The sequence below is a fragment of the Streptomyces sp. NPDC046303 genome (assembly GCF_055588085.1).
The window spans coordinates 260,085-278,615 of sequence record NZ_JBVJFA010000002.1; the positions used below are offsets into that span (position 1 = coordinate 260,085).

General features: G+C 75.4%; 16 protein-coding genes. 6 read left to right on the forward strand and 10 right to left on the reverse strand.

Translation table 11 applies throughout. The features are described 5' to 3' along the window. Positions 1-70: 70 nt before the first annotated feature. Positions 71-619 carry an ATP-binding protein gene (locus ACZ6I1_RS02940; RefSeq protein ID WP_469282396.1) on the reverse strand — a complete coding sequence of 183 codons (549 nt, stop codon included), beginning with the start codon at positions 617-619 and terminating at the stop codon, positions 71-73. 199 nt (positions 620-818) lie between these two features. Between ACZ6I1_RS02940 and ACZ6I1_RS02945 the strand changes: the two genes are divergently transcribed. Next, a complete protein-coding gene (locus ACZ6I1_RS02945) occupies positions 819-1,991 on the forward strand; it encodes a PLP-dependent cysteine synthase family protein (protein WP_469282398.1) in 1,173 nt (390 codons plus the stop codon). 101 nt (positions 1,992-2,092) lie between these two features. On the opposite strand, the gene ACZ6I1_RS02950 is transcribed toward ACZ6I1_RS02945, so the two are convergent. Then, complete coding sequence (locus tag ACZ6I1_RS02950; protein WP_469282400.1) at positions 2,093-2,581, reverse strand: SRPBCC family protein; 489 nt, start codon at positions 2,579-2,581, stop codon at positions 2,093-2,095. Positions 2,582-2,760: 179 nt separating this feature from the next. Here ACZ6I1_RS02950 and ACZ6I1_RS02955 point away from each other — a divergent pair, with 179 nt between their 5' ends. Further along, the gene (locus ACZ6I1_RS02955) at positions 2,761-5,316 is read left to right on the forward strand and encodes a hypothetical protein (protein WP_469282402.1); all 2,556 of its coding nucleotides are present in this window, start codon (positions 2,761-2,763) and stop codon (positions 5,314-5,316) included. Here ACZ6I1_RS02955 and ACZ6I1_RS02960 read toward each other — a convergent pair. From ACZ6I1_RS02960 to ACZ6I1_RS02980, 5 genes are all read right to left on the reverse strand, one after another. Next, positions 5,213-7,726, reverse strand: coding sequence for a right-handed parallel beta-helix repeat-containing protein (locus ACZ6I1_RS02960; protein ID WP_469282404.1), 2,514 nt, complete (start codon positions 7,724-7,726; stop codon positions 5,213-5,215). The genes ACZ6I1_RS02955 and ACZ6I1_RS02960 overlap by 104 nt on opposite strands. Positions 7,727-7,988: 262 nt before the next feature. Then, positions 7,989-8,600 carry an Rv1733c family protein gene (locus ACZ6I1_RS02965; RefSeq protein WP_469282406.1) on the reverse strand — a complete coding sequence of 204 codons (612 nt, stop codon included), beginning with the start codon at positions 8,598-8,600 and terminating at the stop codon, positions 7,989-7,991. A gap of 119 nt (positions 8,601-8,719) precedes the next feature. Next, positions 8,720-9,544 (reverse strand): MOSC domain-containing protein, encoded by an 825-nt coding sequence (locus ACZ6I1_RS02970; protein WP_469282408.1) that lies wholly within the window; start codon positions 9,542-9,544, stop codon positions 8,720-8,722. 55 nt (positions 9,545-9,599) lie between these two features. After that, on the reverse strand, positions 9,600-10,085 hold the full coding sequence (locus tag ACZ6I1_RS02975; RefSeq protein WP_469282410.1) for a DUF6643 family protein: 486 nt from the start codon (positions 10,083-10,085) through the stop codon (positions 9,600-9,602). 246 nt (positions 10,086-10,331) lie between these two features. After that, on the reverse strand, positions 10,332-11,510 hold the full coding sequence (locus tag ACZ6I1_RS02980) for a glycosyltransferase (RefSeq protein ID WP_469282412.1): 1,179 nt from the start codon (positions 11,508-11,510) through the stop codon (positions 10,332-10,334). A gap of 802 nt (positions 11,511-12,312) precedes the next feature. Between ACZ6I1_RS02980 and ACZ6I1_RS02985 the strand changes: the two genes are divergently transcribed. Beyond that, complete coding sequence (locus tag ACZ6I1_RS02985) at positions 12,313-13,104, forward strand: glutamate racemase (RefSeq protein WP_469282414.1); 792 nt, start codon at positions 12,313-12,315, stop codon at positions 13,102-13,104. Between the two features lie 66 nt (positions 13,105-13,170). On the opposite strand, the gene ACZ6I1_RS02990 is transcribed toward ACZ6I1_RS02985, so the two are convergent. Together ACZ6I1_RS02990 and ACZ6I1_RS02995 are read right to left on the reverse strand one after the other, a co-directional pair. Continuing rightward, on the reverse strand, positions 13,171-14,094 hold the full coding sequence (locus ACZ6I1_RS02990) for an ADP-ribosylglycohydrolase family protein (RefSeq protein WP_469282619.1): 924 nt from the start codon (positions 14,092-14,094) through the stop codon (positions 13,171-13,173). Continuing rightward, positions 14,094-14,684, reverse strand: a complete 591-nt coding sequence (locus tag ACZ6I1_RS02995) for a TetR/AcrR family transcriptional regulator (protein ID WP_469282416.1) — start codon at positions 14,682-14,684, stop codon at positions 14,094-14,096. The genes ACZ6I1_RS02990 and ACZ6I1_RS02995 overlap by 1 nt, the downstream gene beginning before the upstream one ends. A 95-nt stretch (positions 14,685-14,779) precedes the next feature. Between ACZ6I1_RS02995 and ACZ6I1_RS03000 the strand changes: the two genes are divergently transcribed. After that, positions 14,780-15,838, forward strand: a complete 1,059-nt coding sequence (locus ACZ6I1_RS03000) for an FAD-dependent oxidoreductase (protein WP_469282419.1) — start codon at positions 14,780-14,782, stop codon at positions 15,836-15,838. Here the strand turns inward: ACZ6I1_RS03000 and ACZ6I1_RS03005 are convergent. Then, on the reverse strand, positions 15,835-16,047 hold the full coding sequence (locus tag ACZ6I1_RS03005) for a VOC family protein (protein ID WP_469282421.1): 213 nt from the start codon (positions 16,045-16,047) through the stop codon (positions 15,835-15,837). The genes ACZ6I1_RS03000 and ACZ6I1_RS03005 overlap by 4 nt on opposite strands. Before the next feature lie 277 nt (positions 16,048-16,324). Between ACZ6I1_RS03005 and ACZ6I1_RS03010 the strand changes: the two genes are divergently transcribed. Continuing rightward, a complete protein-coding gene (locus ACZ6I1_RS03010; RefSeq protein ID WP_469282423.1) occupies positions 16,325-16,840 on the forward strand; it encodes a hypothetical protein in 516 nt (171 codons plus the stop codon). 30 nt (positions 16,841-16,870) lie between these two features. Continuing rightward, positions 16,871-18,523: an apolipoprotein N-acyltransferase gene (gene lnt, locus ACZ6I1_RS03015; protein ID WP_469282425.1), complete on the forward strand. Its 1,653-nt coding sequence runs from the start codon at positions 16,871-16,873 to the stop codon at positions 18,521-18,523. Positions 18,524-18,531: the final 8 nt, after the last annotated feature.

Sequence of the window (18,531 nt, forward strand, 5' to 3'; positions counted from 1 at the left end):
CCGCATCGCGCATCGCCGCGCCGCCGCGAGCCTGTCGGCTCGGGCCCGGGCGGGGCGGGGCGGCCGTGCGCTACCCGGGCCTGACGCCGACCGACGCCGCCACCGACAGGCCTGCCGAGACGGCCGCCGGGTCCACGGCGACGAGCGCGGTCCGGGCGGGCTCTCGTACGGGCTTGGTCTTGATCCGTACCGGATGCGGCGCAGCCACCGGGGCGGGGGCCGCGGTGAGGGAGAACCAGACGACCTTGCCCGGCCCGTCCGTCTGGTGGCGGGCGCCCCACGCCTCGCTGACCGCCTCCACGAGCGCGAGTCCGCGTCCGCAGGTCTCCAGCGCGTCCGTCGTCGCGGCCCGGAGCACCGGAAGCCGCGGGTCGCTGTCGATGACCGAGACCGTGAGCCGCCCGAGACGGAATTCGATCTCGACGGTGCAGGTCTTGTCCGGCTGTGCGTGGCGGTGCACGTTGCTGAGCAGTTCCGTCACGCCGAGCGCGGCCCGGTCGATGAGCGGATCGAGCTGCCAGTGACGCAACTGGGCGGAAACGATGCGGCGTATCTGGCCTATACGCGACGGCAACGCCTGCAGTTCGACGACGCAGTGCCTGCGGGAATGACTGATCACGGCTGCGACTCCCCGACATGAGTGTTACGGGTGCTGCACCCTCGGTAATGCTCCACCAGGGTCACCCACAGTGCCGTCTAGTGCAACCGAACGCGATCGAAAGCGATCCGCATGGAAACCCAAAGTGACTGTTTGTGCAGGTGAGGGAGGTACATTGCGAAAGGCAGGGGGCGATTACACGCACGAAGGAGCACGGCGCATGAGCACCACCGGCACCAGCGGAACAACGGGCACCAGCGGCACCCCGGGGACGGTGGCCGCGACGGCCACGACCCTCGACGTCGACCGCAGCGACGCGCACTACCGCGCCTGGCTGAAAGAAGCCGTCCGCAAGGTCCAGGCCGACGCCAACCGCTCCGCGGACACCCACCTGCTGCGCTTCCCCCTCCCCGAGGACTGGGGCATCGACCTCTACCTCAAGGACGAGTCCACGCACCCGACGGGCTCCCTCAAGCACCGCCTGGCACGCTCGCTCTTCCTCTACGCCCTGTGCAACGGGTGGGTCCGCCCCGGCCGCCCGGTCATCGAGGCCTCGTCCGGCTCCACCGCCGTCTCCGAGGCCTATTTCGCCAAGCTGATCGGCGTCCCGTTCATCGCCGTGATGCCGCGCACCACCAGCGCCGAGAAGTGCCGCCTCATCGAATTCCACGGCGGCGAATGCCACTTCGTCGACGACCCGATGAAGATGTACGAGGAGTCGGCGGACCTCGCCGCCCGCACCGGCGGCCACTACATGGACCAGTTCACGTACGCGGAGCGGGCCACCGACTGGCGGGGCAACAACAACATCGCGGAATCGATGTACCAGCAGCTGCGCCTGGAGCGGTACCCCGAGCCCGCCTGGATCGTCGCCACGGCCGGCACCGGCGGCACCTCCGCGACCATCGCGCGCTACGTGCACTACATGCAGCACGACACCCGCCTGTGCGTCCCGGACCCGGAGAACTCCTGTTTCTTCGAAGGCTGGACCGGCAACGACCCGCACGCGAGCAGCGATTGCGGCTCGCGCATCGAGGGCATCGGACGGCCGCGCATGGAGCCGAGCTTCGTGCCGGGCGCCATCGACCGCATGATGAAGGTCCCGGACGCGGCGAGCGTCGCCGCCTGCCGGGCGCTGGAGACGGCGATAGGGCGCAAGGCGGGCGGTTCCACCGGCACCGGCCTGTGGAGCGCCCTGAAGATCGTCTCGGAGATGGTGGCCGACGGCCGCAAGGGCAGCGTCGTCACCCTGCTCTGCGATCCGGGCGACCGCTACCTGGACAAGTACTACTCCGACGCGTGGCTGGCGGAGCAGGGCCTCGACATCGCCCCGTACGCGAAGACCCTCGACACCCTGCTGACGACGGGGGTCTGGCGCGAGCCGTCGTCCTGACCCCGCGCGCGCGGGGGTCGCGGGCGCGGCCGGCGGGCGGCTGGCGGCCGGGGGAGTCTGGCGGCCCGAGGCCGGTGGTGGGCCGACGGGCCGACCGGCCTCTACTGGCCGGCCGCGCGCCGGGCGCCGAGCAGGCCGTCCAGGCCGCGGACGGCCGTGCGGAAGGAGTGGCCCAGGCCCGGGCGGGCGGCCGTCAGGGCCAGTCGGAAGGCCGCCGGGCCGTCCGCCGCGAAGGTCCACCGGACGTGCGTGCCCGAACCGGCGGGCGTCAGCCGCCACTCCTCCAACAGGGCCCGTACGCCGGGGGCGTTGGTCTCGTCCACCCGGTACGCGTACCGCTGCTCCGGATCCGCCGCCATGACGGTCTCCTGGAAGCGCACCCCGCCCACCAGCCGTATCTCCCGGCCCGCACCTCCGTGCGTGGGACGGGCCAGCGTGACCGCGCGGAACCAGCGCGGCCAGCCCACGACGTCCTCGGCCAGCGCCCGGTACACCGCCTCCGGCGGCGCCGCGGCCCCGGCGGTGAAGGCCAGCCGGACCGGCGCGTCCTCGATGAAGTCCAGCCCCACCGGGCGGAGTCGGCGAGCCATGGCGGTACCTCCCGTGTCGTCGAGCGGTCAGGTGCGCGCGTCACCCTAGCTGGCTGTCCGTCAGATGTCCGCTCCCGAGAGGCATGTGCACTGCCGGGCGGCGCGGGCCCTGGCCACGGGCCCCCGCAGCGCGGGATGCTGGAACCGAGCCGATCCCGCCCCGCGAGCGGAGCCCAGCTGTGCCGGAGACCCCGGAGACCCCCACACCAACCGACCCGGACCCGACGCCGAACCCCGACCCGACCCCGACCCCGGCCCCGACCCCGGCCCCGGGCGCGACCCCGGGCGCGACCCCGGCCCCGACCCCGCCCCTCGCCCTGGAACTCCTCGTCCACGGCGTCGCCGGCGCCTCCCCCGCCGAACTGCTCGGCGACCCGCGCACCGTGCGCGTCACCGGTGACTCCACCGCGGCCGTCTTCCGCCGCACCGAGGACGCCGACGCCGAAGCCCACCCCGAGCGGTACGCCGGGCGGCCCGTCCCCGAGGCCTACTGCTGGTCCCGGCTCACCTCCGGCAACGGGGCCCGCGCCCTGTGGCTGCTGCTCCTGCCCTTCATGGTGGTCAACCTCGCCCACTGGGCCCGGCCGGCCACGCCCGCCGCCGATCCTGCGCCCCGCGCGGTGCGCACGTACGGGGTGCTCGTACGGATCCTCGCGCTCAGCCTGACCGTGCTGCTGATCGCGGCCGCCTGCGAGGTCGCGCTCGACCTGTTCGCCTGGCAGTGCGCGGGATCCGGCACCTGCACCGCCGACCGCTCCTGGCTTGGATTCCTCGCCGACGGCGGCTGGTGGGCCCAGCCGGGGCGACGGCTCGCCCTCGGCGCGCTGGTCCCCGCCGCGCTGACGGGGCTGCTCTGGTTCCTGTCGAACCGCACGTGGAGCGCCTACGAGTCCCAGCCGCCGCCCGCCGGCGCCCCCGACCCGGACACGGCCTCGGACACGGCGCCCGCGCTCGGCCGCCCCGGATTCTGGTACGGGCGACGGATCGTGGCCCGGCTGCGCGCCGCCCACACCGCCGCCGGGCTGCTCACCGTGGCCGCGGCCGTCGCCGCGCCCACCGCCCGCCAGGACCGGGCCGCAGGGGCCCCCGTACTCGAAGCCCTGGGCTGGGTGCTGGAGGCGCTGCTCGTCGCCGGCGGGCTCACCGTGGCCTGGGTGGTGGGCCGGCGCGGCCGCACCGAGGCCCGGCCGGACCACCGGCTCGACCGGGCCGCGGTCACCCTGCTGCCCGGCGCCGCCGTCGCGCTCCTCGCCGCCGTCCTCCTGTACGCCTGCTGGTCGCGCCCCGGCTGGACCTCCGCCGGGCGCCTGCCCGGGGACTTCGCCTTCGGGGTGCTCATGCTGGGCCAGGGCCTGTGCGTGCTCGGCCTCGCCGTGGTCGCCGCCCGCCTGCACCGCCGCGCCCCCGATCCGGCCGCCGCCCTGCACGGCCTGGGCGGTCCCGCCATCGCCATGCTGGGCTGCGCGCTCGGCGGGGTGATGTCCGGCGGGGTCGCCCAGCGCGTCGCCGACTGGCTGGACGGGGACGCCACCCCCGGCATGGCCGGGGCGCCGCTGCCCGGACCGCCCGTGCTGCTGTCCTGGCAGGCCGCCGTGCTGCCGCCGCTGCTCCTCGTACTGGCCGTGCTCGCCGCCTGGTTCGCGGTGCGCGGAGCCCGGGCCAGGCGCAGGCTCGCCGGGTCGGTCGCCGCCGAGTACCCGGGGGAGGCGCCGGACCGGTCCCGGAGCCGCCGGATCGCGGGAGCCCGGGCCGCCGCCGCGCTCACCGACTCCGCGCCGTGGTTCGTGGCGGCCGTCTCCGGGATCACCCTGCTGCTCGGCGCGGGGGCGCTCGCCGGAGCCTGGAGCGGCGGGCAGGTCCCGGGTGAGGCCGCCCGGGGGAGCGGCCCGTTCCTGGAGACCGCCGCCCGGGCCGCCCAGGACACCGGGTCCTGGCTGATCGGGTTCGGCTTCGTCCTCTTCGTCACGTGGGGCCGGCGTGCCTACCGGGATGCCGCGGCCCGCCGCACCATCGGCATCCTGTGGGACGTCGGCACCTTCTGGCCGCGCGCCGCCCACCCGTTCGCACCGCCCTGCTACGCCGAGCGGGCCGTGCCCGACCTGACCTGGCGGATGACCGGCTGGACCGGCCGCACCGGCGGCCGCCTGGTCATCTCCGGCCACTCCCAGGGCAGCGTGCTCGCCGCGGCGGCCGTCTGGCAGCTGCCGCCGGCCGTCCGCCGCCGGGTCGCCCTGCTCACCTACGGGTCCCCGCTCGGCCGTCTCTACGGCCGCTGGTTCCCGGCCTACTTCGGACCCGGCCCGCTCAGCGCGCTGCACGACGAGGTCGACTGCTGGCGCAACCTGTGGCGGGCCACCGACCCGATCGGCGGCCCGGTGCTCCCCGGCACCCCGCAGGACGTGGACCGCGGCCCGCTCGCCGATCCGGTCGCCTACGGCCGCAGCGCCCGCCACCCGCTGCCCGCCCCGATCCTGGGCCACTCCGACTACCAGGCCGACCCCGCCTTCGCCGCCGAACGCGACGCCCTGCTCGCGCTCCTGGACCCGGCGGCACCTCCCCGGGCGCCGCGCCACCCCGGTCCGGCGGGACGCAACACCGGCGAGGCGGGCGGGGCAGTTCCGGGTCAGCGGCTCAACAAGACGCCGACTGTGCCGACTGTGCCGATTGAGCCGGCTGGGCCGACTGGGGCAGCGGGGCCGGCCGGGGCGGCAGATCCGCCGGGAACAGCAGGGTGAGCTCGTCCGTACTCGGCTCCGACAGCTGGGCCACCCGCCCCGCGTGCCGCTCCACCATCGACTCGAAGGTCTGGCGCGCGGTGCGCCCGTTGCCGAAGGCCGGCCCCTTGGGCAGCTCCGTGAAGTACCCCAGCAGCGCCTCGCCGGTGCCCTCCCCGAGCCGGTACTCGTGCTCCTCCGCCTGCTGCTCCACGATCCGCAGCAGCTCCTCGGGCCCGTAGTCGCCGAAGGTGATGGTCCGGGAGAACCGCGAGGCCACCCCCGGGTTCACGGTCAGGAAGCGGTCCATCTCCGCCGTGTACCCGGCGACGATCACCACCACCGCGTCCCGGTGGTCCTCCATCAGCTTCACCAGGGTGTCGATCGCCTCGCGCCCGAAGTCCCGGCCCGAGTCCTCCGGCGCCAGCGCGTACGCCTCGTCGATGAACAGGACCCCGCCGCGTGCCCGTTCGAAGGCCTCCTGCGTACGGATCGCCGTGGACCCGATGTGCTCGCCGACCAGGTCCACCCGGGACACCTCCACCAGGTGCCCGCGCTCCAGGACCCCGAGGGAGGCGAGGATCTCCCCGTACAGCCGGGCGACCGTGGTCTTGCCCGTGCCGGGGGAGCCGGTGAAGACGAGGTGCCGGCGCACCGAAGCCGCCTTGAGGCCCGCCTGCTGCCGCCGCCGGCCCACCTCGATCATGTCGGTGAGCGCACGCACCTCGCGCTTGACGCTGTCCAGGCCGACCAGCGCGTCGAGCTGCCCCAGCACCTCGCCGGAGGCGCGGGCCGCCACTGACGGGCCGCCGCCGTCCCGGCCGTCGCGTGCGTCCGCCGAGCGCGCCACGGGAACCTCGGCCGCCTGCGGTACGGGGCTCTGCGCCGCCCCGGCCGTACGGGCCTCCGCCCGCGCCCCGGCGACCGCACCGGCCGCGGCCGCCCGGGCCGCCGGCCGGATGCCGGACCCGTCGCCCGTGCAGTCCTCGGCGACCGGCCCGTCCTCCGGGAACTCGTACCCGCCGCGGGCACAGCGCTCGGTGTGGCAGGCGGCGAGCGTCGTGCGGCAGCCGTCGAGGACATGGAACCCGAAACCGGCACTGTTCGTCACCCGGCAGGCGGTGAAGGTGCCGCGGCCGCCCGCCGACACGTAGAAACCGGACTCGGCGGGGGAGGTGACCGTGCACCGCTCCACGGTGGGATCGGCGCCCTTGGTGACGATCACCCCGGTCTGCACGGCGTCGATGGTGCAGTTGGCGAGGGTGCCGCCGCTGCCGTGGTCGCGGAACCACGCCCCCGTGGCCGCCTCCCGGATCCGGCAGTCGTCGAGCTGCGCGGTGGCCCCGTCGCTCACCGACACCGCGGTGTTGCGCACTTGGGAGAGATCGCTGTCGACCACGTCGACGCGCGAACCGCGGTCCAGCACGAACAGCGCGTCCGGCACGTCGTGGACCCGGCAGGAGTCGAGGGAGACGGTGGCCCCGTCACTGATCCACACCGCCGGATAGTCGCCCGTGCTGTCGTGGATCTCGCAGGACTCGGCGTCGACCCGGGTCCCCGGGTCCCACACCGACAGTCCGTTGCGGCCGAAGCGGCGCACCGTCGTGCGGCTGAGGGTGAGCACCGAACGGGACCTCAGGTCGACCGCGTTCTCGGGGATGTCGTGGATGTCGCAGCCGGCCAGCGTGAGGACCGCGTCGGTGTCGAGGGTGACGCCGTCGGCGGAGGTGCGGTGCACCGAGCAGTCCGTGAGCCGGGCGGTGGCGCGGGACGCGACCTGCACACCGCTGCCCTTGATCTCGTACACCTCGCAGCCCAGCGCCTCCAGGCCCGAGCCCTCGCCGGTGACTCCGATGCCCGCGCCCGTGGCGTGGTGGATCCGGCAGCGCTCCAGGCGCGGGCGGCCGCCGCCGCGCACCGAGATCCCGGTCTGGCCGGCGGCCACGACCTCGCACTCCTCGAACACCCCGCCGCCGCCGTCCAGTACGGCGATGCCGACCCCGCCCGGATTCTCCACGGTGCAGCGCCGCACCAGGGGCCGGGCTCCGCTGCCGCGGACCTCGATGCCGGCCGCCGACCGCGTGCTGACCCGCAGGTCGGTCAGTTCGGGGGCGCCCTCCTCCACGAGCAGCGCGGGAGCGGCCCCGTCCTGGCCCTCCAGATGCAGGTCCTGCACCACGGCCGAGGCGCGCACGGTCAGCGCGACCCCGTCGGGCGGGGCGATCCGCACCGACCCCAGCCCGCCCTCGGGCCCGCGCAGGGTCACGGCGTGGTCCAGCACCAGGTTCTCCCGGTAGGTGCCGGGGGAGATGGACAGCACGTCTCCGTCGCCCGCGACGGCCAGGGCCGCGGCCAGCGTCGGATACTCACCGGAGCGGCGCCGCCAGCGCGAGGCCCCTCCGTGCGTCACCTGGACCGTGCCCTGAGCCATGGTGCTGTCGTGCCCCCACCCTCGTACTCGCCGGGCCGCCGATGCGGCCGGTCTGGTCTGGCCGGTCCACCGTAGCGCGCGCGGGCCACCTGAGTTGCCAGTGCCGGGACCGGAAAGGCCCACCGGGTCGCGGGGTGCCGGTACACCCCCTCGCCGCGTCGCCGGACCGCGTACGCACCGACCGTACGGGCCGGTCTCTGCCGTGCGGTGCACCGCACGGGCGCACCGCGACCCGGCCGGCCCTGCCGCCCGCGGCGCCCGGTCAACTGCCCGCGCCCGCCCGGCCCCAGTCGGGCCCCGCCGCCGCCCACGCACGGTCCAGCAGCATGTACCGCTGGTGGACGAGCCTGCGCACGACCAGCCGGCGGACCGTCTCGGCCAGCGCGGCCGCAGCGAGCGCGGCGGCCAGGCCCGCCAGAGCGGCGTGGAGGGCGGCCGAGGACGGGTCGAGCGGCTGCCCGACCAGCCGCCCGCGCGCATCGGTCCATATCCGGAACTGCTCGCCGGGGCGCGGCGGTTCCTCGGCGGCCGGCACCGTGCCCTGGTGGCTGCTGCCGTCGGGCGCGGTCCACGCGGCCACGACCTGGGTGCGGTGCGGCGCCGTCCGCTGGGCGGAGGGCTCGGCGGACGCGTCCGCGGCCGACCCGGCGGCCGGCCGGACCACCACCGCCGGGACGAGATGCCGCTCCTGCCGCTGCTCGAGGGCGGCCTGCTGCAACGTGCCGCCCACCTGTATGCCCGCGACGCAGCCGACGGCCGGAGCCACCAGCAGCACGCACACCAGCGCCGCGAACGCCACCCACGCCTCGAAGAGATCGGTCTGCCGGCGCAGCGGATTGCGCCGCCAGCGCCACACTCCCATTGCTGTCCACACGGTCCGGCTCCCCCAACGTACGCCAGCCATCCGTCCTGTCCTGACTGATCCAACGGTGTGGTCGCACCGGTGGTTCCAGTCGAGGGGCGGAGCCCCTCGAAGGTGTCATTCCAGACGGGTCATTCAAGAACGCGGACCTCGTCGCCGACGCGTACCGTGCCCAGCCGCACCGGCACCAGCTGCCGCCCGAAGGCCAGGGACTTGCCGATCCGCCGGTGCGCGGCCAGGGTCCTCAGCGGCTCTTTTCCGCGCTCCGCCGTCCGCTGGTCGGTGGTGGTGATGACGCAGCGCCCGCACTCCCGGACCCCGCGGAACTCGGCGTCGCCGATCGCGATGCGCCGCCAGCCGTCCTCCGCCCACGCCTCGGCCCCCGCCACCACCACATTGGGGCGGAAACGGTTCATCGGCAGCGGCCCCTCCGCCGCATGGTCCCCCTGCGCGATCAGCGCGTTGAGCGCGTCCAGCGAAGCCAGGGTCGTGATCAGCAGGGGGTACGCGTCGGCCAGGCTCACCGTCTCGCCCGGCAGTGCGTAATCCGGGTCCACGGGCCGCCGTACGGCCGGATCGTCCAGGTGCACCAGCCGCGCCGGCACCCCGAGGTACGCACTGAACCAGTCGGCCGCGGCGCCCGCCGCGACCACGGTCTCCACCTTCTTCCCGAACAGCACGACCGGCTCCAACGGCCCCGGTCCGGGCACCTCCACGAGCAGCTCCGGCATGCCGGGCGCCGACACCGCGATCCCGCCCCCGGCCACCGGACGGGCCGCCGCCAAGGCCAGCCGCGGCCGCTCGCGTTGCGTGATGACCGTGCCCCCGGCGTCGACCAGCGCCCACCGCCGGTCCCCGGACAAGCCCCAGGGCTCCACGGCCACCTCGTCGGGAGCGGTCCCCGCTACCGATTTGACGGGGTGGACGTGAAGCGACTGGACACGCAAATTCGACATGGGAGCATCCTGCCAGCTGCCCCCGGCACCGCCCCAGCGGCCGGCCCCGCCTCCGTCAGTAGCCGCGCCCCTGGTACGGACGGCCGTACGGGTCCTCGTACGCGGGAGTCGGCACCGGGCGCGGCGCGGCCGGGCGCATGGCCTCGTACCCGGTGGCCGCGGCGACGGGACGGGGCTGCTGCGGCTGGGGCTGCGGCACGTATGCGCCGCGGGCGACCTGTTGCTGCTGCGGGATGTAGGGCGCGGGCGCGTGCTGCAGCGGCATCGGCTGCGGTGCGCCCTGCTGCTGGTAGGGGTAGCCGTAGGCGGGAGCCGGCTGCTGCGGCATGGCCGGGGGCAGCGCGGGCAGGGAGGAGGCGAGGGCCGGCAGGTAACCACCGCTCGAATACCCGGCGCTCGGGGACTCGTAGGCGGCCGGGACGCGGATCGGGGCGATCTGCGGAGTGCCGCGTTCGGCGACGAGGGAGTCGTAGATGGGGGTGTCCGGGAAGGAGGGCGCGGAGTAGTAACCGCCGCCATAAGTGGAGCGGGGGGAGGTCATGGGACCTAAGTTAAGCCCACGGCTTCACCGGGTCCATAGCGAGGTGCCGTCAACACCGCCCTGACCTGCATATTCGCAGGTCAGGACCCCACGTTTCACTTGACGTTCACGTGCACGATTCGCCACTTCCACCCCACCTTGTTCACACTCGTACCCACCGGTTGTGCAGTGCACCGACTTGGTGCTGACGCAGCGTCACAAGCCGGTGACCTCGGATGACGTTGATTCGGGCAGCAGTTCGCCGTTTCAGGCGTCGCTGGGGCGGGCATAGGTTCGGCCCTTCCATGCCGCGCCGCGGCCCCGGTAGTGCTGCACGGCCGAATCGACGGTCATCAGCAGGTACAGCAGGGCCGTGAGCGGAAGGAGCGGAGCGAGCGCCGCGGGCTGCCGGTAGTAGCGCAGCATCGGCAGGTAGGTGCCCGCCATCAGCAGCCAGGCCAGGCCGCCGGCCCACGCGGTGACGGCGTGCCCGGACGTCAGACCGGACAGCAGGGCGGTCGGCGGCACGAGGTAGACGAGCACCAGCCCCGCGACCGTCCCGGCGAGGAGGAGCGGCTGATGGCGCAGCTGCGCGTAGGCACTGCGCGAGACCATCCGCCACAGGTCCCCGAGCGCCGGGTACGGGCGCACGCTGTCGACCCGCTCCGCCAGGCCGAGCCAGATCCGCCCGCCGGAGCGCTGCACGGCGCGGGCGAGGGACACGTCGTCGATGACGGCCTGGCGGATGACGTCGGGCACGCCCGCCCGTACGGCGGCCCCGGTGCGCAGCAGGACGCAGCCGCCGGCGGCCGCCGCGGTGCGGGCGCCGGGGCGGTTGATCCGGCGGAAGGGGTAGAGCTGGGCGAAGAAGTACACGAAGGCGGGTACGACGAGGCGCTCCCACACGCCGACGACGCGCAGCCGGGCCATCTGGGAGACGAGGTCCAGGTCGGCGGAGGTGGCGGCGCAGACCAGTTCGCGCAGGCTGTCGGGCTCGTGCGCGATGTCGGCGTCGGTGAGGAGGAGGTAGTCGGGCTCGGTGGCGTGCGCGGTGCGGGCGAGCGCGATGCCGTGCCGCAGGGCCCAGAGCTTGCCGGTCCAGCCGGGAGCGGGGTCGCCGGGGGAGGTGACGGTGAGCGGGAGCCCGGGGTGCGCGAGGGCGAGGCGCTGGGCGAGGGCGCCGGTCCCGTCCGTGCTGCCGTCGTCGACCAGGATCACCTCGGCCTCGCCGGGATAGTCCTGGGCGAGCAGCGAGGGCAGGCTGCGGGGCAGCACCTCCGCCTCGTCCCGGGCCGGGACGACCACGGCGACGGAAGGCCAGCGGGCGGGAGCGGTGCGCGGCGGGAGGCGGACGTCGGTGCGCCAGAACATGCCCTGCGCGAGGGTGAGCCAGAGCCAGGCGGCGAGGGAGGCGCAGGCCGCGACGGCGGCGGTGAGGGTGCCCATGGCGGCAGTGTGCCGGGCCCTGCGGGGCGTGTCGCGCGTCTCGCTCCGCGTGGCGGGGGTGGTTGGTGCGGGTCCGCTGCGCGGGGCTCGGGTGTGCGGGTCCGCTGCGCGGGCCTGGTTGTGCGCGGGACGCGGGCGGGTGTCGCTCCAGCGGGCCGGGTCGGCGGTGCCCGCGGGGCGGGACCGGACGGGCCGGGCGGACCTGGGTGAGGGTCGGCGGGCCTGTGCGGGGTCGGGGACCTGGAGGACCCTGGGCGGGGTCGGCAGAACTGGTCGGACTTGGGTGGAGTTGGGCTGAGTTGGGCGGGGGTCGGCGGGCGTGGGCGGAGCCGGGTCGGACCTGGGCGGGGTCGGGCGGGTCTGGGTGGACGTGGCGGGCGTGGGCGGAGCCGGGTCGGACCTGGGCGGAGTGGGGCGTCTGGGTGGACGTGGCGGGCGCGGGCAGACTGGGCGGGGTCGGGCGGGTCCGGGCGGAGCCGGGTCGGACCTGGGCGGAGTGGGGCGTCTGGGTGGACGTGGCGGGCGCGGGCAGACCTGGGCGGGGTCGGGCGGGTCCGGGTGGACGTGGCGGGCGTGGGCGGAGCCGGGTCGGGCCTGGGCGGGGGCGGGCGGACCCGTGTCGGACCCGGGCGCGAGTGGGTCGACCTGGGTGGATGTGGGCGGACGTGGGCGGGGCGGGCCGTGTCGGGGTGGCGGCGTGGGGCGGGGCGGGCCGTGTCGGAGGTGGCCGGTGTCGGGTGTGGGCGGTGTGGGGTCGGGTCGGCGGAGTGGGGTCGGCGGGGGCTTCGACTAAGGTGAGCGGGTGAAGATCGCGCTCATGGACTCCGGAATCGGCCTGCTCGCGGCGGCCGCGGCGGTGTGGCGGCTGCGGCCGGACGCGGAGCTGGTCCTGTCCTCCGACCCCGACGGCATGCCGTGGGGTCCGCGGACGCCCGCCGACCTCACCGGACGGGCGCTCGACGTCGCCCGGGCCGCCGCCGCGCACCGGCCCGACGCACTGATCGTGGCCTGCAACACCGCCTCCGTGCACAGCCTGCCGACCCTGCGCGCGGCACTGGAGCCCGGGATCCCGGTCATCGGCACCGTGCCCGCGATCAAGCCCGCGGCGGCTGCCGGCGGGCGCGTGGCCATCTGGGCCACCCCCGCCACCACCGGCAGCCCGTACCAGCGCGGGCTGATCGGCGAGTTCGCCGCCGGGGCCCGGGTCACCGAGGTGCCGTGCCCCGGTCTGGCCGACGCCGTCGAGGCCGCCGACGACGACGCAGTGGCGGCCGCCGTCGCCGCGGCCGCCGCGCTGACCCCGCCCGACGTCACCGACGTGGTGCTCGGCTGCACGCACTACGAGCTCGTCGAGACCGCCATCCGGGCCGCGCTGGCCGAGCGGACGCAAGGCGCCGAGCTGGTCTACCACGGATCCGCCGAGGCCGTCGCCGTCCAGGCGCTGCGCCGCATCGGCGCCCTGCCCGAGCCCGGTCTGCCCGCCACCGGCGGTCTGACCGTCCTGCGCAGCGGCCGCCTCGGCGCGCTCCCGGCCGCCGCCCTCCGGTATGCGGAAGGCCGCCTGCTGGCAGGCCGGGACGCCGTCGTCGGCTGAGCCAGGCCCGGTCCCGGCCCGGTCCCAGTCCCCTTGCCGGCCCGCGCCGGGCCCCGTCCCGCCGTCCTACGCCGGCCCCGCCCCCGCGAGGTCGCGGGCCAGGGCGCGCAGGTCGGCCGCGTACAGGACGCGGTCTCCGTAGCCGGGCAGCGGCACGTGCAGGGCCGTGATCCAGTGGGCGGGGACGGCCTGTTCCCCGTATACGGCACCGGCCAGGGCGCCCGTCACCGCGGCCACCGTGTCGGTGTCGCCGCCCAGGTCCACGGCGGCCCGTACCGCCTGTGCGAAGCCGGTCGTCGTACGCAGCGCCCATACGGCAGAGCCCAGGCAGGGCCAGACCGCCCCGTTGAACTCCGTGGCCAGGCCCGGGTGCCACGCGGGGTCCAGTACCACCGCGTAGCGCTCGCGGTGGTCGGGATGGACCGCGCCGAGCGTCGCGGGCAGGGCGGCCAGCGGGTCGGCGCCCTCCAGGGCCACCCGGACCAGCTCGTGCAGGACCGCCGTGCCTTCCCAGGCGGCCCGGTCGCCGTGCGTCAGCGCCGCGAGCCGCCGGGCGGCGTCCATGGTCCCGTCGCGCCCGGCGCCCGCGAAGTACACGGCCGAGCCGGCCGCCCGCATCAGCGAACCGTTGCCCGCCGCACGGGCGTTGACCTGGAAGTGCAGGGCCGCGGCCAGATCCCAGGACCCGCCGTTGGTCAGCACGTCCTCGGTCTGGAGCCCGATGTCCTTGGGCTGCCCCGCCGCCCAGCGCTGGAACCGGCGGAAGACGTCCGGGAGTTCCAGGCCGCCGTGCTCCAGCAGGGATTCGCCGACCAGGACCGCCATCTGCGTGTCGTCGGTCGCCTCGCCCGGGTCCCAGCCGCCGCCACCGCGCATCTCCTCGCCCCGCGCGGTGAGTTGTCCCGGCGGGCCGAACTCGTACGGCGCGCCCAGCGCGTCCCCCGCCGCCGAGCCCAGTACGGCGCCCACGGCGCGCTCGAGGCGGCTGATCACCGTGTCTCCTCGGGGCAGACGGTGGCCAGCAGGCCGCGCGTGAACGCGTCGAGATCGTCCAGCCCGGCCGCCGCCAGGGTGTCCGGGGCGCCGGCCAGCAGGTGCGGGAGGGCGCCGTGCAGGGCGAGGGTGAGTGCGCGGACGTGCTCCGGTCCGGCCGGCAGCCCGGCGGCGCGCAGCAGCCGCGTGTACGCCGCGAAGTCCGAGGCGCCGACGGGATCCAGCAGCCCGGCCAGCCAGGGGCGGCGCGCCGCCTCGGTCTGGAGCTCCAGGTAGGCCAGCATCCGGGACCGGCCCGGTCCGGCCACGTCCCGCAGCAGCCCCGCGAGCAGCGCCGCCAGTTCCCGCGCGTCGGCCGGTCCGGGCCCGGCCCCTACCAGGGCGGCGGCAAGCGCCCGGTACTGCTCCAGGCAGCGCTCGGCCACCGCCCGCAGGAGCGCGTCGCGGGTCGGGAAGTAGTTCTTGGCCGTGCCCGTCGGCACGGCGGCGGCCGCGTCGACGGCCCGGTGCGTCAGCCCGCGCCCTCCCGCGTCCGCCAGTACGGCGATGGCCGCGTCCCGCAGCCGGTCCCTCCGGTCCTGGTTCACCTTGTCAGCATAACCACATCCGTGGTACCACAGGTGTAGTACCACGGCCGTGGTGGTCGGGGTCCGGGCGGCAACAAGGCGTGAGGAGTCGGGCCATGCGCAGCGAGAAGAAGGCCGTCGTGGTGGGGGCGGGTGTCGGCGGGCTCGCCACCGCCATCGGCCTGCGGCGTGCGGGCTGGGCCGTGACCGTACTGGAAGGCCGGACCGCGCTCGAACGCTACGGAACCGCCTTCGGCATCCACCCCACCGCCCAGACCGCGCTCGAACGGCTCGGCCTCGGTGACGTGCTGCGCGAGCACGCCGTCCCCTACCGCGACGCCCGGATCCGGCGCCCCGACGGCACGGTGCTGGCCGCGCTCCCGCTCGAACGGATCGAACGCAAGGCGGGCCGGCCCGAACTGCTCATATCCCGGCCGCGCCTGATCGACGCCCTGCTCGCGGCGCTCGACCGGACCGGCGGTACGGAGATCGTCTACGGGCAGCGCCTCACCGACCCGGCCGGCCTCGACGCCGCACTCGTCGTCGGCGCCGACGGCATCAACAGCGCGGTCCGCACGGCGTACTTCGGCCGGACCAGCGCCCCCCGCACGATCGGCTCCGCCGCCTGGATCGGCATCGCCGGATTCGAGACCGGGGTGTACGGCGAGACCTGGGGCGCGGGCCGCTTCTTCGGGATGACCCCCGTCGCGCCCGGCCGCACCAACTGGTACGCCGCCGTCCCCGGTGCGGCCTTCCCCGAGACCACCCCCGCCGACGCGCTGCGGGACGCCTTCGCGGGCTGGCACGACCCCATCCCGCGGATCCTCGCGGAGACCGACCCCGCGACCTGGATCCGGTACGAGATGCGCCATCTCCATCCGGCGCTGCCCGCCTTCGTCGCGGCCGGCCGGGTGGCCCTCGTCGGCGACGCCGCCCACGCCATGACCCCCCACCTCGGGCAGGGCGCCTGCACCGCCCTGCTCGACGCGGAGGCCCTCACCCGGTCCGTCGCCGCCGCCGGACCGGGCGGCCTCCCCGCCGCGCTGCGCGCGTACGACACCGAGCGCCGCCGCAGCGCCCAGCGCGTCGCGTTCGCCTCCCGGACCCTGCACCGCTTCATGACCGGAGGCCGCCCGGGCCTGCGCGACGCCCTGGTCGGCCTCCTCCCCGGCTAGGCCCTCTCGGCCAGGCGCCGCACCAGCTCCTCCCCGGACACCTCCTCCACGCGCGTCAGGAACACCCACAGGTGCCCGAACGGATCGCGCAGGATGGCGGTCCGGTCACCGTGGAACTGGTCCGCCGGCTCCTGTACCAGCTCCGCGCCCGCCGCGGCCGCGGTCCGCGCGAGCGCGTCCACGTCCGGGACGAACACGTGCAGCGCCACCGAGGTCCCGGGGGTGATCGATCCGGAACTCCTCGGCCGCGCCGAACGCCCGCGCGTAGAAGGTGATCGCGGCGGCCGCGTCGGCGACCATGACGTGCGGCACCACCGCGGTGCGGTAGCGCTCGGGAACGGTCCCGCTCTGCCCTGCCCGTCGTGTGATCATGCGGGGGACCGTAGGACCTCAAGTTTGGTTCAGGTCAAGCGCGGGCAGTCGCGCGGTACACCGACCGGGCGAGAGGCGGTGGCAGGCATGCGGAACGTGAGTACGCTGCTACTCATGACCGGTCACCCCCCGGGTCCGCTCTGGACGGGCCGGGCCTCCAACCGCGCGCAGTGGGTTCTCGCAGCGGCCGGTGCGGCCTGTCTGGCGCTCGGTATCCAGCTCGCCGTCGACAACTCCTGGACCAACGGCATCGTCCCGCTGGTCATGTCCGTGGTCGGCTGCCTCGCCGCCGGTCTGCTCATCCTCTACGGCACCCTCGCCTTCGTGTACGTGGCCGTCACCGTCGACTCCGAGGCCTTCGAGGTCCGCTGCGGGCACATCGGGCTGCCGCGCCGCAAGATCCGCCTGGCGGACGTGGTGTCCGCCGAGTTCGTCCCGCGGATCACCCCGCAGCACTGGGGCGGCTGGGGCTACCGCTGGCGCCCCGAGAAGGGCACGGCGGTCATCGTCCGCCGCGGCGAGGGAGTGAAACTGAGGCTCGACGACGGGAAGCTCTTCACGGTCACCGTCGACGACGCCGAGAACGCCGTCCGGGTCATCCGCGCCCACCTGCGGGCCCTCGCCCGCTGATCCGGACGCGCACGACGTACACTCCGCCAGATGAGCAGCAGTGTCACCCGCGCGGCCGGGAACGAGCCCGCGGACCCCTCCCTCGCAGCCAAGGCGGCAGCCGCCACGGAGCCCGCGGGGTCCCCCGCCGAACGGCCCGGCGCACACCCGGCCGCCGCGAAGCGGAAGGGCGCCGGACTGGTGCGGGCCCTTCTCGCCGCCCTCGCCGGAGTGCTGCTCTACCTCAGTTTCCCGCCCCGCCCCCTGTGGTGGCTGGCCCCCCTCGCCCTCGCGGTGCTCGCCGGCTGCCTGCACGGCCGCCGGGCACGGGCCGGCTTCGGACTCGGGTTCCTCGCCGGCCTCGGCTACCTGCTGCCGCTGCTCGTCTGGACCGGCGAGGAGGTCGGCCCCGTACCGTGGCTGGCGCTGGCCACCCTCGAAGCCGTCTTCATCGGCCTCACCGGGCTCGGCATCGCCCTCGTGAGCCGGCTCCCGGCCTGGCCGCTGTTCGCCGCCGCCGTCTGGGTCGCGGGCGAGGCACTGCGCGCCCGGCTCCCGTTCGGCGGATTCCCCTGGGGCAAGCTCGCCTTCGGCCAGGCCGACGGCGTCTTCACCCCGCTCGCCGCGCTCGGCGGCACCCCGCTGCTCTCCTTCGCCGTCGCCCTCTGCGGATGCGGTCTGTACGAAGCCCTGCGCACCGCCCTGGAGCATCCGCGCCGGGCCGCCGCCGCGCTGGCCGCCCTGACCGTCGCCGCCCCCATCGGCGCGGGCCTCGCCGCCCGACCGCTGGTCTCCGACGCCGCCGAGGACGGCACCGTCGTGGCCGCCGTGATCCAGGGCAACGTGCCGCGCCTGGGCCTCGACTTCAACGCCCAGCGCCGCCAGGTCCTGGACAACCACGCCCAGCGCACCGAACAGCTCGCCGAGGACGTCAAGGCGGGCCGGGTCCCGAAGCCCGACTTCGTGGTCTGGCCGGAGAACTCCTCCGACCTCGACCCGTACTCCCAGCCCGACGCCTACCGCGTCATCGACAAGGCCGTCAAGGCGATCGGCGTGCCCGTGGCCATCGGCGCCGTCGTGGCCCCCGAGACCGGTCCGCTGCGCAACACGATGATCCTCTGGGACCCGGTGAGCGGCCCCACCGCCACCTACGACAAGCGCAAGATCCAGCCCTTCGGCGAGCGCATCCCGATGCGCTCCGTCGTCCGGCTCTTCAGCGCCGACGTGGACCGGGTGCGGCGCGACTTCGGCCCCGGCAAGGACCCCGGCGTGTTCGACATGGCCGGAAGCGGCGTCGGCATGGTCACCTGCTTCGAGGCCGCCTTCGACGACGCCGTGCGCTCCACCGTCCGGGACGGCGCCCAGGTGATCGCCGTACCCAGCAACAACGCCACCTTCGGCCGCAGCCAGATGACCTACCAGCAGCTCGCCATGGACCGGATCCGCGCCGTCGAGCACAGCCGGACCGTCCTCGTACCGGTCACCAGCGGGGTGAGCGCGGTGATCCGCCCCGACGGGGACATCGTGCGCCGGACGGAGATGTTCACCGCGGACGCACTGGTCACCGAGATCCCGCTGCGCTCCACCGAAACCCCCGCGACCCGGCTCGGACCGCTGCCCGAGTACGCACTGCTCGCGCTCGCCGCCGCCGGCTTCGGCTGGACCCTGACCCGCCGGATCCGCGCCCGCCGGGCCGTGGCGTAGCGCACCGG